Raw genomic sequence first — 16476 nt, forward strand, 5'->3', positions numbered from 1 at the left:
TATTATCTTATTCAATCAAAAGAGGTTTTATTGGCAATAAAAACATCAACACTAATTTCCAATTAATCTCTTTTAAACTATGTAGCCAATGAATATGTGGATAAATACGTCCACACAAACTTAAAGTATTTATCCACATATTCATTAAGCTTATAAAAACTAAGGTATCATTCTTTTCCTCTATAGTCTTAATGATTTTACATAAGTTAAAAGTAGCATGCTTCCATTGTTCTCTCCGCGGTCTAATATGGCTAATTCATATTGTAGCCAAGCCGCACTATACTTGTTAGGCGGAAGTGGACGGCAACATGTACGCCACGAAGTCTATGCTTCAACTTATCCTCTTGCTTATCCCTTCCATCGGCATTGCTATCTTTACTTTCAGTAAAATTATTGTTTTATACTTCTTTAGTGTTTATTGATAGCAAAACTCTTTTCTATCGATTAGCATCTTATGCATAATCACGGCTAATTTTCTTGCTACTGCAACAATTGCTTTTTTCATGCCCTTTTTCTTTTTAAGCTTCAATCCCCAGCTTCTTAATTTAAATATCCTTTTACATTTTACCAGTAAGACCTGCGCGGCTTCATATAACATATTCCTACAGTCCACTGGTCCCATTTTTGATATACTTCCGTGTCGATCAATCTCACCAGAAGCGTACTGTCTTGGACTTAATCCCATATAGGCTCCAACTGTATAAGATGTTTCAAACCTATGCAGATCATCTATTGCAGCTTTATATGTCATTGCTACTATAATACCAACTCCTGGAACAGTAGTTAATAATTTACAATCCTCATCTTTTTTGCTTTGTTCTGAGAGCATTTTATCAAGTTTTCTTATTGATTCTTCTATTATTTCTAAACTATGTACTAATGATTCAATTGAGGTTTGGCTAATTTCATCTAGATTATTAACCATTTCTTGCACTTTTAAAGCAAAGTTTGCAGAACTAAGACGTTGATTAACTTTTATCCCGTATATTTTCAGTAATCCCCTTATTGTTCCCGCAATTTGCTCTCTGCAACGTATTAATTGTCTTCTGCTTCCAAGTATTATTTTAACCTGACAAGCTTCGTCTGATTTTACTAATACCTCCTTAAATAGCCCAACTCTCATCATTTGTGCTATGCCTCTTGCATCATTTTTATCATTCTTATTGATTCTCGCAGATAATGCTGCTGCCATATGCCTTGCATCTACACAAGTTACTGGTAATCCAAGATTCCTCAACTCTTTGCACATCGATATTGATAATTGCCCGCTTTCTATTCCTATGGACTCGTATTTTTTGTTTTGACCAAGCAGAAACTCAGCTATTGCACTGCTTTCACTTGCAACAACCCCTTCTTTAACAATTTTTCCTTTCTCATCAATGATACTAATAAAAGTTTCTTTGAGTGAGACATCTAACCCGCTATAATGTTTCATGAGACTACTCCTACTGTAAAAGTTTAAATTATTCTTGAAGAACTAATTCATTGAATTTGTTACTTCGTGCTAAAATAATGGAGTATGTCTCTCCATCATTCAATAGCAATTACAGTATGTACAGGATAAAAATTTTTCGCACCTTACGATAGAAATACAAAAAGCACAAACAGGAAAAGAATTATTAGATGTTCTTTCTAACAGAAATATTGACCGAGCAAAAAGACTATTAAATCAAGAACTCAACCCTAATTGTTGGAAAAGAAATTCAAATGAAGAAATAGAAACACCACTTAGCCTGATTATCAAATCATGTTTACAAGGAATAACAGAAGATAACGAGGAAGTATTGACTAAACTTTTAAAACATAAAGAGCTAGATTTTAGTCAAATAAAACCAATACCAGCTATAGAGCAAAATTCAAGATTGAAGCAAATCATTGAACAAGCTATGAAAGAGCGATTAACTGATGCTATTAATAGAAAAGATTTGGGTGATGTAAAAGAATTAGTAGAAGATCACTGCTTCATAAATCGTGCAATTGTCAACGCTGTGTTGGGGAATGTTAATAATCCAAGTGAATCTATTAAAAATTATCTCAATGAGAAATTTCCTGCAAGTGCAGAGCAACCTGTAGCAAATACACATAATGTTCAATCAGAAATAAACGATGAGTTTATTGCTCAAGAATTGCAGCGACTTGAAAACCTGGAAGGTGAACTTGAAAGAACAAAGGCTCAACTTGCAGAAAAAGAGCAAGAGTTGAATAGGACCGTAGATGAAAGAACAAGAGACACTGACAAAATTTCACAGTTAGAAAAGGAGTTGAGACAAGTAAGGCAGGGTAATCAGGAAAGAATTCACACTCTCACTGATCAAGTAGCTCGACTTACTAGAGAAAAAAGTCAACTTAAAAACCTTAGAGATGAGCTTGAAAGAACAAAAACTCAACTTAGAAAAAAAGAGCAAGAGTTGGATAGGGTTGTAAGTGAAAGAGACACTAACAAAATTTCACAGTTAAAAAGGGATTTTAGTCAACAGAGATCAGAACTTCAAACTCAAAATCAAGACTTAAATAACAAAAACAGAAAACTTTCAGAAGCAAGCATTTATAATAGAAGGCAAAGTAACTATGCCTCTGCCTCTTTTGTGTTATCTGGAGCGTTTGCTATTGGTGCATGTTTAACAATATCGAATTTAGAAATATGTATTTCACTTGCTGTAGCTGCATTTGTCTTCCTTACAATTGGATGCTACTGTTCATATAAAGCAAGTACAGTACTGAGTGATGTGATAAGCACTGAATTTGGTAATGTTATCAGTTTAAGATAGAGTTAAGGTTTTTACTTCTTGTCTAAACTCTTCTGAAAATTTTTGTACATCCTGAAAATACCTTGATAATTCGAGTGAATGTAAACCTGAGTGGTTTCAAGACTGAAATAGTTGTTGTAAACTTGCTTCTATTATCTTTTAGTTCAAGAAATTAAAAGTTTAACGATGAGAATTATAATTACAGACCAAAGTAAAAAGTAGGCTTTTCCATTTGATTTATTTTTCACCTGTAATTTTTTGTCAGCTATTAGGTTTAATTTTTCTATAAGGCTAAATATTCCCTGAATTGCTTTTATGGGATAAGAGCTTTTAATTTTTTCCCTATACCCTATTTTACTTTCATGTTGATTGTTTATCCATGTTTCAACTACTTTCCACATATTGATTTCTGGATAGACTTTCCTACATGTTCCTTCTAATAAAATCATAGTTTTCTGCAGCAATAACAATTGTGTTTGAACTTTCATATCAAAATCACCAGTTATTTTTAGTAGCTGAGTAAGTAATCGAGCAAATGAAATCTTCTGTATAGGCTGTCCAACAATGGGTTCACCTATTGCTCTGCAAGCTGTAACAAAATTTCTATGCTGTGATGGAACATAACCGGCTCTAAAGTGCATTTTTGCAACGTGATCATAATCCCTATTTAAAAAGCCTTTGAGTATCTCTATAACGTAATAGCATGTCTCACGATCTATTCTACCCATGATTCCACAATCCAGGGCAATAATATTGTTATTACTATCGATCATTAAATTTCCAGGATGCATATCAGCATGAAAAAAACAATCCCTATATACCTGATTACAAAAAGATTCTATAAGATTGATAGCTATTTGCTTTCGGTTATTCAGCTTTTCAACTTCGTATATTGGTATAGCTTCCATCCATTCTAATGTTAAAACCTTTTTTGAAGTTCTACTCCAATCTATTTCAGGTACGTAGAAACCTCTGTCATGTTTAGTATTTTCCTTCAGTTCCGAAGAGTGGGCAGCCTCAAAGCGTAGATCTAACTCTAATCGGCAAATTTCAGCAAAAGTTTTGACTAATTCAACTGGCTTCAGCCTTTTTGATTGTTCACTAAATTTTTCTGCAATTTCTGCAAGCCAAGAAAGCATTTTTATATCCCTTGAGAATGTTTTCTCAATATTTGGCCTCAAAACCTTTACAGCAACTTCCTTACCCTCAATTGTAACTGCTCTATGCACCTGAGAAATTGATGCTGCTGCAATTGGCTTTTCAGAAAAACTTGAAAAAATATCGCTTAATTTACAATTAAACTCACTTTCTATAGTTTTAACTGCTATTTTATACGAAAATGATGGCAATCTATCACATATCAATAGCAAGTTATTTGTTATGTCCTCATTTAAAATATCAGTGCGTGATGAAATGGATTGCCCAAATTTAATGAACACCGGACCTAATCTTTCAAGAGCACGCTTTAGTTTATGACCTTGTATTTTATTTATTGATTTTTTTGATGGTGGAAGTAAATAAGGTAACACATTGTAGCGTGTTAGCACTGTAGTTATTTGCAGAAGACGTAGAATATTTTGAATCATTTCGCTGCGTAACTGCCAAATATTTCATTTATCTCCATAATTTCATCAGGTTTACCTTGATAATAGATAGTATTATTTATGCAAATTATGTAATCTGAGGATGGTAGAGCAGAGTTAAGGTCATGAGAAGTCATGAGAATCGACACTGATCGTTCTTTTGCGATTTTATTTATAATATCATAAAATTTAGATCGTGCGTTAATATCCATTGCACTGACTGGCTCATCTAAAATGATCAAATCAGATTCTGAAATTAAACAGCGTGCAAGCAGCAGTAATTGTGTTTGTCCTGCAGAGATTTCTAATACTTGATTTTTTAGGATGTTACCGATACCAACCAATTCTATTGCTTCTGTAACAATGGGTTGATTTTTCTTCAATTTCTTCGAGGAGCTATTGAAAAGGAAAGACTCAACTGTTATTGGCATCAAATTACCAATACTAAAATTTTGTGGCATATAGCTAATTTTTATATTGTCAGCGAATACAATACTGCCAATAAAACCTTTATTTATACCAGCAACTGCTTTCACTAAAGAGGTTTTACCTCCGCCATTTGGACCAAGTATTGTAACTATATCTCCTCTTTGTACTGATATGTTGATATTATCAAGAACTTTTTTGTTACCGTATGAAAGAGTAAGGTTTTCTATTTTTAGAATGCAGTTATTGACACTACTTAATTTTTTGGCAAAAATTGACTTCTTCTCAACATTTATATGAGACATTTACTGTTTTTTTTTCTATTACTTTCATTTACATTATACTACAATAGTGCCTTTTCATCCAATTTAAAAATTGTAGCTACAATCAAACCTATACACTCACTTGTAGCTTCTGTTACAGATGGAATTTCAAAGCCAGAACTACTAATGTACGAAGTAGTGTCTGAACATAACTACATGCTCAGGCCTTCAGACGCAAGTAAATTAGAATCTAGCAATATTATATTTTATATCGATGATTCTTTGGAAACATTCATTAAAACTTTCGCTAAAGAAAATAAGAAGTTAATACCGCTATCAAGTGCAATCGATCTACTTCCTGCTCGAACACATTCATTTTCTAGTCACATTCAAGATGAAAAAGATTTGCATATTTGGCTGAATCCTGAAAATGCAAAAAGTATGATACTTTCTATCAGTGCAACATTATCTAATATAGATAAAGAAAATGCCTATCGATACAATACTAACGCAGAGGAGGCTATAAGAAAGATAGACCAAGAAGTAGAAAAAATTACGAAAGAATTGGATGAGTTAAAAAATCAAAAATACATAGTTACTCACGATGCTTATCAATATTTCGAAAAATATTTTGATTTAAGTTACCCAAGCGCCATTCTTTCTATAGAAGAAGATTCTTACATAGGTATGAAGAGTTTAATGAAATTAAAAAAGGTAATGAAAGAGGAAAACGTTAAATGTATTGTTTCTCATTCACGAGAGGATAGCATAAAGCCTAATGTCTTTTCTAGTGACGTAAAAATGGTGATTCTTGATCCTATTGGATCAGATGTAGAGCCTGGAAAGGATGCATATCTAGATATAATCAGCAGCATTGCACAAAATTTCAAGTCTTGTTTCACTGAGTAATGAGTTCTTTTATCTATTCAGATAGCATTGCAAACTTAGTGCTTTCTATTCCAATCACAACTATACCGACATTATCTACCAGAAGTATATCATCCCAGTCTGGGATTCAGTTAAGTTGGTAAGCATAAAAATATTATGTTAAAGCACAACGTTCTTGATGAGATTAGGGCAAGCCAATGTCAGCTACTTGAATGACACCATTTGCTATGCCCTCAAAAATGAATGCTCGTACAGCTGTGTGCCAGCTACTTGCATCTGCTATTTTTACTCATAATTATCTTGCCTGAACGAACTTAAATTCAAGTAGTTAATCATAGAAACAAAAAAAAGAAGATAACCAATATCTTCTTTTACTCTAATTAAAAAGACATTGAATTGTAATTGTCTATTTCATCTGATATAAGCGATAATTTTATGCTCTCAAAACGGAGATTACTTGCAATATCTGTTAACTGTTCACTAAGTGTTACTTTTTCTGGTGAATGGTGTTCAGGAGCTTTAATATTTCTATTACAGTCAGCCTTACACCAAGATCTATTAATTTTTGTCAATAAATCATTACCCTCGTATTTATTTTCACACTGTCTGTGGCACAAATTAAGTAAATCAACACCATGCAATGTCAATGAAGCAGAATCTTGTGTAAATTTTACCATAATATAATCCTTAATCTTATTATATCTATATTAACATATAAATGTGAATATTATACTAATATAGTTACTTTTTATGGCAAGTGGTTTTTGGTTATTTTCTAAACTTTCTTTATAAAAACCATAGGCGCCTATTGGTTTTTAGCTAAAGTAAAGATCAAGTATCTGGAATTCTGGACATAAAATCCTCCTGTGTAAAAAAGATTAGAAAAAAAGTGCGGCGCACATACGACAGAGATTAAGTATGTGTGTGCACCTACGTACGCTGAAGAAGATACGCCACATTTTTTAATGAATTTAATGAAAAAAGTCTGCAGATAAAGATAAATTTTGAGCTCTTAAAATATCTTTTACTATGATTATAGTCAGATTTAAAATATGCGCAAGCAATTTTTTTCTGTAAAAGTTTAACAAAAGAATTCAAAAGTTTGTGAACAACCTCTAAGTGTATGGTCCCAGAGTGTGATGGTATATAGACTATCTGGATCATTTAAAGTGTCAGATCAAGTCCCATTTAAGCAATAAAAAGACCAGATCAGGACAAAAACGCTACCATTTTCAGCCCTTATTCAGGTGGCTCAATTTCCCGTAACTTATATAAGTTACCGTAATCTTTCAAAACCTCAAACAGACTTTCTCTAATGCAAAACAGTATAACTAGTGAGCAATAAGCTACACTCCTTTTAGCTGTAAGCTTTGCATGATAATATACTTACTTTAATTTTTCTTCTTTAAATAATACGTGTCTTCTGACCACTGGGTCATACTTCCTAAACTCGAGCTTCTTGGGAAGGTTCTTAGGATTACGTTTTTTTACACAAAAATAGCCTGTTAGTTTCTCTTCTCCAGTTTTTGTTGTTTTAGTTGCAGTGCTAACTAGCTTGACAAGCAAAGAAGCATTTTTTTTCGCCATAATTGTTAGTGACATAATAAACTCTATGCAAGTTTATTACGCAAAACACTGAAAGTCAACCCAATAATGCAGATCGCAAAATTCTTGACAATCAATAATATATTAAGTAGTATAAGAACATTTCAGAATGAAAAGTAGACGGTAAATAAGTGGTGAGTGATGGCAAAAGGTTATTGTTGATAGAAAGTACTACCTGTTCTAACGAGGTAAGGGTTGCCCTACTAGTTAATGGTAGGGTTGTAGAGTTTGAACAAGAATTCAAGGAAAAAAAACAATTAAGAGGTAATATATACGTTGCTTATGTAAAGCGTATAGAGCCTGCTTTGCAGGCCGTGTTCATTGAGTATGGAAAAAATAAGCAAGGTTTTTTGTCTTTTTCTGAGATATCTCTAAATTATTTTAATATTCCAGAAAAAGAGAAGGAAATTTTCCCTGATGAAGACTATTCGAGCGGTGTGGACTGTTCAAATGATAATTGCACAGAAGAAGGCCTAGATTCTACAGCTAGTAATGAATCCAGCAGTGGTTTTGTGAGGGAGGTACCTTTACATAGAAAATATAAGTTACAAGATGTGATTTCAGTAAATCAAAAGTTATTGGTTCAATTAACTAAAGAAGAACGAGGAAATAAAGGAGCTTCATTTACAACATACGTAACTTTGGTCGGTAGATACTGTGTTTTCATGCCCAATTCCATAAGTAGGGGTGGAGTATCTCGCAGAATTGAAGATACCAACGTTAGAAAACAGTTAAAGGATATATTAAATTCAATAAATTTACCAAAAGGCTCAGGTTTAATAGTAAGAACTGTTGGTGCAGGAAAAAGTAAGAAAGAAATTGAGCAAGATTACAATAATTTGACCTTATTATGGCAAAATATCCAGCAAAACTTCTCTTCTTTAAATGTTCCATCATTAATTTACAACGAAGCAGATGTAGTTATGAGATCTGTACGTGACTTTTGTAGTAATGATACAGAAATTATAGTATCTGATAGAGAAGTTTGTGAAGCGGTAAGAAAATACACTAAAAATGTGTTACAAGGAAAATTGCGTCCTAGATTATATAGAGGTTCTGTTCCAATCTTTACTTACTATCGAGTCGAAGATCAAATTTCTGAATTATATAGCAATAGAGTAGAATTGCCATCTGGTGGGTCTTTGGTGATAACCTTAACTGAGGCATTTGTTTCAATAGACGTAAATTCAGGGAAAATGACAGGAGAAGATAACATAGAAGAAACAGCTTATAGAACTAATATGGAGGCATTATCTGAAATATCAAGGCAAGCGAATCTCAGGGGCTTATCAGGGTTAATAGTTGTTGATTTTATTGACATGTTGAAACTTGAGTATTGCAAAAATGTTGAATTTGCTATCAAGCAGGCGTTTAAAGATGATAAAGCTAAAGTTCAATTTAGCTTTATCAATGACTTTGGTTTAATGGTCTTTTCAAGACAAAGAATTAAACCAAATATACAGGAAATTAATACTACAGAGTGCTTACGCTGTAAAGGTATTGGAAGAGTGAAATCAAACGAAGTGGTTGTTGCATCGATACTAAGGGATTTGCAACATATTGCTAATAAAAATCAAAATAAGTCCTTTGATTTAATAGCACGCAGTGCAGTTATAGCGCACATTTTTAATAATAAGCGTGATATGGTTTCTACAATCGAAAAAGAGTTCAATATTACATTAAATGTTAGTATTGATAATAGTTTAGATGCAGATACATTTATTTTAAAGCAAGGAGACCATATTAATTTTAATGATTATAAGCCATTGCAGAATTCTGGATGTCAAATTGTGAATAGCAGGGATAAAGAAGCTGGTAAACTACCGGGCAACTTTTGGTTAACTAAATGGCTTTCGCGCCTTTTGGGCTCTAACAACTAAACGGGACTTGTAATTAACGAGTTTTATACTTATATATTTTACATCAGATAATATTTAAAAGGGAGTATTCATTATGGGAAGAGCAATAGGTATAGATCTTGGAACAACAAATTCTTGTGTTGCAATAATGCAAGGCAAGGATACAAAAGTAATTGAGAATAAAGAAGGAGCAAGAACTACTCCATCTATAGTTGCATTTACTTCATCTGGAGAAAGGTTGATTGGCGCTCCAGCAAAAAGGCAAGCAACTACCAATGCAAATAATACTTTTTTTGCAACTAAGAGATTGATAGGTCGCCAATATAGCGATCCTGAAATGAAGAATCTAGGTGTACCGTATAAGGTATTTGCAGCAAAAAATGGTGATGCATGGGTTAAAACAACTGATGGTAAAGAATACTCTCCTAGTCAAATTGGTGCATTTATACTACAAAACCTGAAAGAAGCAGCTGAGGCTTATCTTGGGGAAGAAGTAAAGGATGCTGTGATAACAGTGCCGGCGTACTTCAATGATTCTCAACGTCAAGCAACAAAAGATGCAGGAAAAATTGCTGGATTAAATGTCCTCAGAATAATTAACGAACCAACTGCTGCAGCACTTGCTTATGGTCTTGATAAAAAGCACGGACACACAATAGTAGTGTATGATCTTGGTGGTGGTACATTTGATGTTTCAGTTCTTGAAATAGGTGACGGAGTTTTTGAAGTAAAGGCTACAAATGGTGATACTCACCTTGGAGGGGAAGACTTCGATAATGCAGTAGTAAATTATTTACTGGGTGAATTCAAGAAAAGTAATGGCATTGATTTGAAAAACGATCCAATGGCTATGCAAAGAATCAAAGAAGCTGCAGAAAAAGCAAAGGTAGAATTGTCAAGTGCAATGGAAACAGAAGTAAATCTACCGTTTGTTACAGCTGATGCAAGTGGCCCAAAACACTTAAATATGAAGCTAACAAGAGCAAAGCTTGAAAGTTTAGTGAATGATTTAATTGAAAGGACTATAATTCCTTGCAAAAAAGCTCTTGAAGATGCTGGTTTGTCTGCTAGTCAAATTGGTGAAGTAGTTCTTGTTGGTGGCATGACTCGTATGCCAAAAGTCATAGAGAAAGTTAAAGAATTCTTTGGCAAAGATCCACACAGAGGGGTTAACCCTGATGAAGTTGTAGCAATTGGAGCTGCAATACAGGCGGGAATCATTCAAGGTGATGTAAGAGATGTATTACTACTTGACGTAACTCCACTTTCTCTTGGTATTGAAACTCTAGGTGGAGTATTCACTCCACTTATTGAACGTAATACTACTATTCCCACAAAAAAATCTCAGGTGTTTTCAACTGCAGAAGATAACCAAACAGCCGTTACAATTAAGGTACATCAAGGTGAAAGAAAATTGGCGATTGATAATAAGCTGCTTGGTCAGTTTAGTTTAGAAGGAATACCACCTGCTCCTCGCGGGGTTCCTCAAATTGAGGTGACATTTGATATAGATGCAAATGGAATAGCGCATGTTTCTGCAAAGGATAAAGCTACTGGAAAAGAGCAAAAAATACGTATTCAGTCTTCAGGTGGTTTATCGGAGGATGAAATAAATCGGATGGTGAGAGAAGCTGAGGAAAAAGCACAAGAAGATGAAAAGCGTAAGAAATTTATTGAAGTGAAGAATCAAGCGGATAGTTTAGTTCATTCTACAGAAAAATCTTTGACAGAATATGGTGATAAAATTTCTCCAGAAGATAAATCTGCTATTGAGAATGCAGTTAATGAATTAAAGGAAGTTAGTAAGTCTGATAATATTGATGATGCTGATTCAATACAACAGAAGGTTACTAATCTTTCTCAACTTTCTATGAAGCTTGGAGAAGCTATGTATAAGGAATCTCAACAACAACAAGGTGGAGAAAGCTCATCCACAACAAATAATGAGGAAGAAAAAGTAGTAGATTCTGATTATCAAGACATGGATAATAAAGAAGAGAATAAGTAATTCGATTGTCATCCCAGTGCCCAGATACTGTGGGATGACAAGAGGAGCGTATTGTTGCTTAAAGGAACTATTGTGGATATTATTAAGACAATAGAAGAAAAATTACGCGATTCAATAGGTGTAATTGATATTAATATTATCGATGAATCAGCAAAGCATGTAGATCATTATTTTGTTTCTTCTTCGACACTACCTTCACATATCAAATTAGTATTAATATCTAACGACTTTTCTGGAATGAGCTCTTTAAAGAGGCATAAATTGATCTATGAATTATTAAAGAGTGAAATAGAGCGATTACATGCGATTTCTCTTCACTTGTATATGCAAAGCGAATACAATCTAAAAAATAAATAGTAGAAACGTGAGAGAAGAGTCTTTATTAGTTAAAGCAGGAAGAAAATTTAATGATTATAAAGGATCGATGAACCCACCAGTTTATCATTCTTCTACCATATTATTTCCTACTTACAAGGATTACTTAAGTGCAGCGAATGGGGAGAGTATATATGATGTGATCAATGATGGTGTTGCAAGGGATTACAGCTATAGTAATGTTGGTACGCCTACTGTTCATTATTTTTCAAATGCACTGGCTGAAATTGAGGGTAGGGGACAAGCACTCATCTACCCTTCTGGATTATTTGCACTTACTTTTGCTATTTTGACTTTCACTACAGCAGGTTCGCATGTTCTGATACAAGATAATAGTTATTATAGGCTAAAGAGATTTGCCGAAAATGAACTACCAAAAAGAGGAGTAGAAGTAACTTTTTATGATCCGACACAGGATATAACTGATTTAGTTCAGAGTAACACTTCACTCATCATGATTGAGACGCCTGGTTCTATAACGTTTGAGATTTCGAATGTAGAGCATATAGTAAAAGTTGCTAAAGAACGTGGAATTGTAACCGTTTGTGACAATTCATGGGCCACTCCTTTGTTGTTTAAGCCGCTTGATTATGGAATTGATATTGCACTATATGCGGTGACAAAGTATCTAGCCGGTCACTCAGATTTAGTGATGGGAGCTATGGTTGCTGAAGGTAAAATTTTTAAATTGCTTTATGAGAGCTATAAAAATTATGGAGTCACCATTCAATCGCATGACTGTTACCTTGCACACAGGGGACTTAGAACACTGCAAACACGCATGAGGAAGCATCAAAGTACAGCAATGCAAGTAGCAAAGTGGCTGGAAAAACATCCAAAAATCAAAAAAGTCTTATACCCCGCACTTTTTTCCTATTCTCAGCATGATTTATGGAAAAGTTATTTCAAAGGGGCAAGTAGCGTATTTAGTATAGTACTCGATAGAGAATATTCATGTGAGGAACTAAGCTGCATGGTTGATCACATGAAAATTTTTGGCATCGGTGCTTCTTGGGGAGGATGTGACAGTTTGATATTACCAATAGAACATAGATCTATGTCAAGATCTGTAATGAATTCAGATTATGGTGGAAGTTTTGTGCGAATATTTTGCGGACTAGAAGATCCTGAAGATTTGATTTTTGACTTGAATACTGCATTAATAAGACTGCCATGTTCAAGTGTTAAAGATGATTGTGAGACTGAAAGAGCTACTGCATAACATTGTAAATGCTGACTTTGATATTGAAATCAAAGGCGTCACATGTAATCCTAAGAGAGTTAAAGAAGGTTACCTTTTTGTTTGTGTGTCAGAAAGGAGTAAAGAACACGTAACATGTCTTCCTAATGGATGTGTACACAACTGTGTAGACGTTGTAATACAAGGGGCCAAGAAAGATGTCATCCCAGTGCTCAGACACTGGGATCCAGAAAATTTAATTGTAAACAAGCATACTAGACAATTGTATAATGAAAACTGGATTCCAGTGTCCGCTACTCGAATGACAAGTACTCCAAGTTTTGCAGTGCTTTACCACTCGGACCCTCAAGGAATATACAGTGAAATAGTCAGCAGGTTTTATCAATTCAAACAACCTAAATATGTTGCTGCTGTAACTGGTACGAATGGTAAAACTTCAGTGGTGGAATTTTGTCGCCAGATTTGGCAAGATAATGTAGCGTCTATAGGAACACTGGGAACATGTGTCAATAATAATAGAAAAGATAATAGCCTTACAACGCCAAGTGCAGATGATCTTTATTCCACATTGCGTGACATAAATAATAAGAACGTAGAACACTTAGCATTAGAAGCTTCAAGCCATGGAATCGATCAATACAGAATCCATGGACTCAGGCTCAATGCTGCAGCTTTTACTAATTTCTCTCAAGATCATTTGGACTATCACAAAAGTATCGATGAGTATTTTGAGGCCAAGAAAAGGTTGTTTGATGAGGTATTGCCAAAAGAAAAAACAGCGATTTTAAATGCAGATATAGGCGAATATGGAGAGTTGCTCAACATAGCTGAAAAGCGTGGCAACAAAGTTATAACCTATGGAAAAAAAAACTCTGACATTACTTTATTAAAGCAGATACCCACTGCCAATGGTCAATACCTGACAATTCAAATCGGTGATGAAATTTATAACGCATTTTTTCCGATTTTTGGGCAATTTCAAGCATATAATTTGTTGTGTGCAATCGGTATAGTTATTTCATCTGGTATGGACTATCAAAGAATGTGTATAGATAAACTCGCTTCTCCATCTGGAAGAATGGAAAAAGTGAACACTTTTGCATTTGTCGATTACGCTCATACTCCAAGTGCACTCAAACAAGCTCTGTTGTCTTTAAAATGGCACTTCAATAAAAAGATAGTTCTAGTGTTCGGTTGTGGCGGGAATCGTGATCAAACAAAACGTGCAGAGATGGGTAAAATAGCACAAATGCTTGCAGGTAAAGTTATAGTCACAGATGACAATCCGCGCGATGAAGATCCGGGGAAAATTCGTCACGATATTTTGTTACATTGCCCTGATGCACTGGAGATAGGAGATAGAAAAAAAGCTATAGAGAAAGGTATAAATATAGCACATGATGAAAATATGATTCTGCTAGTTGCAGGAAAAGGACATGAAAGATTCCAAATAATAGAAGGCCAATCCCTTGAATTTAGTGATGTTGAAGTTATTAGAGAGGGCCAAAAATTTGCTACTGCTGTTTTGCTCTCTCCTTCATCCAACGCCTGAATGGCTTTTTTCCTTAAGTCATAACTGTACGCTGCTGGCATTTTTACCTTCTTGTTACACTAAATCACTATCTTATCTTGTTCCTACTATTATGAGAAGAGCTATACAAGGATATGAAAGTGGAGATTGTGGTTACAAGATTAGTGAGAGAATATAGAAAAATTTAGGATGAAATATTGCGTGATATAGTTCATTTAGTGATAAAGGCTCTTACAGGTATAGTAGCGCTTCATAAGTAAGAATATTTTTACAAAGAATTTAATAATCACAATTTAGGCAATGATGAAAGTTCTTTAAGAAAAAAGTTTAATACTATCAAGAAAAGTTTGCATAGGCATAGCAATATAATACATAATAATCAAAATATTCCAAATTCTGTCAATTTATTTGCACAGTCAATCACTTGAGAATTCGGAAATTGATTTTTAAACCAAGTGTACTGGCGTTTTGCATAATGCCTTGTGTTTGTTTGAGCAATCTGTATTGCTTCGTCTAAAGTAATCTCCCCTTTTAAGTATCTTATAATTTCTGGTACTCCATGTGCTTTCATAGCTGGCAAATGTGGAGATGGGTTCATGCTAAGTAGGTTTTTTACTTCATCAATTGCTCCATTTTCAACCATTTCAATAAAACGAGAATTTATTTTTCGGTATATATCTTCACGTTTAGGTAGAATTGTATATACCTTAAAATTATTGAACAAAGGAGGCTGTCTATTTTCTTGCCATACAAAGATTGTCTTGCCAGTTTCAGTGATAACTTCAAGTGCTCTTGAGAGGCGATGTGAGTCATTAATAAATATTTTACCTTGAATCCTTGGATCTTTGCTTAGCACTAATTTGTAGAATTCCTCTTTACTTAAATTTTTCCTAAGTTCATTTACGTTTTCTCTCACTTCCTGGCTTATTTGTGGAATCGATGATAATCCCTTGATTAAGCTGCTAATGTAAAGCCCACTTCCTCCAGTGATGATGGGTATTCGTGAATTTTTCAGCGCGTTGTTAACTTCCCTCTTTAAATCCTCTAGCCATAAACCTACGGAATAATTTTCTCTTGCTGAAACATAACCGTATAGCCTATAAAATTCTTTCTGCTTTGGTGGTTGAGCAGTAATTACGGGAATCTCTTTGTATAACTGCTTTGAGTCACAGTTTATTATGCTAATGTTTTTATACTTTTTTATCAAGTTATCGCATAATTCTGATTTACCTGAGGCTGTAATTCCTGTAATAATTACTATATTATCTTTCATTTATATTAATTTAACTAACCTATGATAGGGTGTAGTAAAAATTTGGATTCTACAATCTAAAATTTGGAGACTTTTATGGCAGAAAATGATAACGATAACTCGTTTACTAAGCGTTTTACAAATAGGACTTCTAATGAGACAAGAGGAGGTTTTTCCAGTAAGTATTCATCTCAAAATACCAAAGAACATGCACTAGGAGCAAAAGGAAAAATTTCTGAATTGGCAAACAAAAAAGCTGAAGCCAAGGAAGCTTTTTCTGAAAGTGGCGGCATAAAGAGTAAAAGCAGAACTATCAATGAAAGATCCTTTGCTGATGCAACAAGAAGAAGTAGATCAGATCTCATATATCTAGTTCGTGGTAAAGATCGAGGAAGATCAGCTTGGCACTATGTATTAGTTGATAAAGATAAAAGAGAAATGTTTCTGGCAAAAAGTAGAACTGGCTCTATAGATGTTGCAGATTATGGAGAGATTTTATATTCAGGATGGGGAGATGATCCACCACAGACGATAGTCGATAAAATCAATGAGGAGTTCGGATTGTAGTAAATCTGTTGTAAAAGCAACAAGGACAACATTGCAAATTTAGAGTTCAAAAGGGTTATTCCTCGAGAACTATTGCGTCAGAAAGCTGGCGCTGAATTTGTATATAATGTTGACCTTGGAGGTTTTTATGAATAATAGTGAGAGAAAAGAAAAATTGGAAACTCGCATTTT

General features: G+C 34.1%; 14 protein-coding genes. 8 read left to right on the forward strand and 6 right to left on the reverse strand.

Annotated elements, in window-relative coordinates; all coding sequences use genetic code 11:
• Positions 1–415: 415 nt before the first annotated feature.
• A complete protein-coding gene (locus AAHF52_RS07120; protein ID WP_342068410.1) occupies positions 416–1435 on the reverse strand; it encodes an IS110 family transposase in 1020 nt (339 codons plus the stop codon).
• Positions 1436–1784: 349 nt separating this feature from the next.
• Here AAHF52_RS07120 and AAHF52_RS07125 point away from each other — a divergent pair, with 349 nt between their 5' ends.
• On the forward strand, positions 1785–2768 hold the full coding sequence (locus tag AAHF52_RS07125) for a hypothetical protein (RefSeq protein WP_264376783.1): 984 nt from the start codon (positions 1785–1787) through the stop codon (positions 2766–2768).
• A gap of 143 nt (positions 2769–2911) precedes the next feature.
• Here the strand turns inward: AAHF52_RS07125 and ubiB are convergent, their stop codons facing one another.
• The gene (ubiB, locus tag AAHF52_RS07130) at positions 2912–4333 is read right to left on the reverse strand and encodes a 2-polyprenylphenol 6-hydroxylase (protein WP_012481747.1); all 1422 of its coding nucleotides are present in this window, start codon (positions 4331–4333) and stop codon (positions 2912–2914) included.
• A complete protein-coding gene (locus AAHF52_RS07135; protein ID WP_007302706.1) occupies positions 4330–5061 on the reverse strand; it encodes a metal ABC transporter ATP-binding protein in 732 nt (243 codons plus the stop codon). Before AAHF52_RS07135 ends, ubiB begins: the two co-directional genes overlap by 4 nt.
• Here AAHF52_RS07135 and AAHF52_RS07140 point away from each other — a divergent pair.
• The gene (locus AAHF52_RS07140; protein ID WP_127464163.1) at positions 5053–5928 is read left to right on the forward strand and encodes a zinc ABC transporter substrate-binding protein; all 876 of its coding nucleotides are present in this window, start codon (positions 5053–5055) and stop codon (positions 5926–5928) included. The genes AAHF52_RS07135 and AAHF52_RS07140 overlap by 9 nt on opposite strands.
• Before the next feature lie 359 nt (positions 5929–6287).
• Here the strand turns inward: AAHF52_RS07140 and AAHF52_RS07145 are convergent, their stop codons facing one another.
• Positions 6288–6584 carry a hypothetical protein gene (locus AAHF52_RS07145; RefSeq protein WP_007302708.1) on the reverse strand — a complete coding sequence of 99 codons (297 nt, stop codon included), beginning with the start codon at positions 6582–6584 and terminating at the stop codon, positions 6288–6290.
• Positions 6585–7293: 709 nt separating this feature from the next.
• A complete protein-coding gene (gene rpmG / locus AAHF52_RS07150) occupies positions 7294–7494 on the reverse strand; it encodes a 50S ribosomal protein L33 (protein ID WP_012481745.1) in 201 nt (66 codons plus the stop codon).
• A gap of 149 nt (positions 7495–7643) precedes the next feature.
• Here rpmG and AAHF52_RS07155 point away from each other — a divergent pair, with 149 nt between their 5' ends.
• The 5 genes from AAHF52_RS07155 to AAHF52_RS07175 all read left to right on the forward strand — a co-directional run bounded on the left by AAHF52_RS07155 (position 7644) and on the right by AAHF52_RS07175 (position 14507).
• A complete protein-coding gene (locus AAHF52_RS07155; RefSeq protein ID WP_052264748.1) occupies positions 7644–9392 on the forward strand; it encodes an Rne/Rng family ribonuclease in 1749 nt (582 codons plus the stop codon).
• Between the two features lie 73 nt (positions 9393–9465).
• Positions 9466–11379, forward strand: a complete 1914-nt coding sequence (dnaK, locus tag AAHF52_RS07160) for a molecular chaperone DnaK (protein ID WP_052264747.1) — start codon at positions 9466–9468, stop codon at positions 11377–11379.
• 72 nt (positions 11380–11451) lie between these two features.
• Positions 11452–11736, forward strand: coding sequence for a BolA family protein (locus tag AAHF52_RS07165; RefSeq protein ID WP_342068411.1), 285 nt, complete (start codon positions 11452–11454; stop codon positions 11734–11736).
• Between the two features lie 7 nt (positions 11737–11743).
• On the forward strand, positions 11744–12976 hold the full coding sequence (metC, locus tag AAHF52_RS07170) for a cystathionine beta-lyase (RefSeq protein WP_264376785.1): 1233 nt from the start codon (positions 11744–11746) through the stop codon (positions 12974–12976).
• Positions 12945–14507, forward strand: a complete 1563-nt coding sequence (locus tag AAHF52_RS07175; protein WP_007302714.1) for a Mur ligase family protein — start codon at positions 12945–12947, stop codon at positions 14505–14507. The genes metC and AAHF52_RS07175 overlap by 32 nt, the downstream gene beginning before the upstream one ends.
• A gap of 358 nt (positions 14508–14865) precedes the next feature.
• Here the strand turns inward: AAHF52_RS07175 and miaA are convergent, their stop codons facing one another.
• Positions 14866–15759 (reverse strand): tRNA (adenosine(37)-N6)-dimethylallyltransferase MiaA, encoded by an 894-nt coding sequence (miaA, locus tag AAHF52_RS07180; protein WP_214303411.1) that lies wholly within the window; start codon positions 15757–15759, stop codon positions 14866–14868.
• A gap of 75 nt (positions 15760–15834) precedes the next feature.
• Here miaA and AAHF52_RS07185 point away from each other — a divergent pair, with 75 nt between their 5' ends.
• Positions 15835–16305: a hypothetical protein gene (locus AAHF52_RS07185; RefSeq protein WP_019236353.1), complete on the forward strand. Its 471-nt coding sequence runs from the start codon at positions 15835–15837 to the stop codon at positions 16303–16305.
• The last annotated feature ends 171 nt before the right edge of the window (positions 16306–16476 follow it).

This window comes from Wolbachia endosymbiont (group B) of Melanargia galathea (genome assembly GCF_964030625.1).
In the GTDB taxonomy this organism is placed as follows: domain Bacteria; phylum Pseudomonadota; class Alphaproteobacteria; order Rickettsiales; family Anaplasmataceae; genus Wolbachia.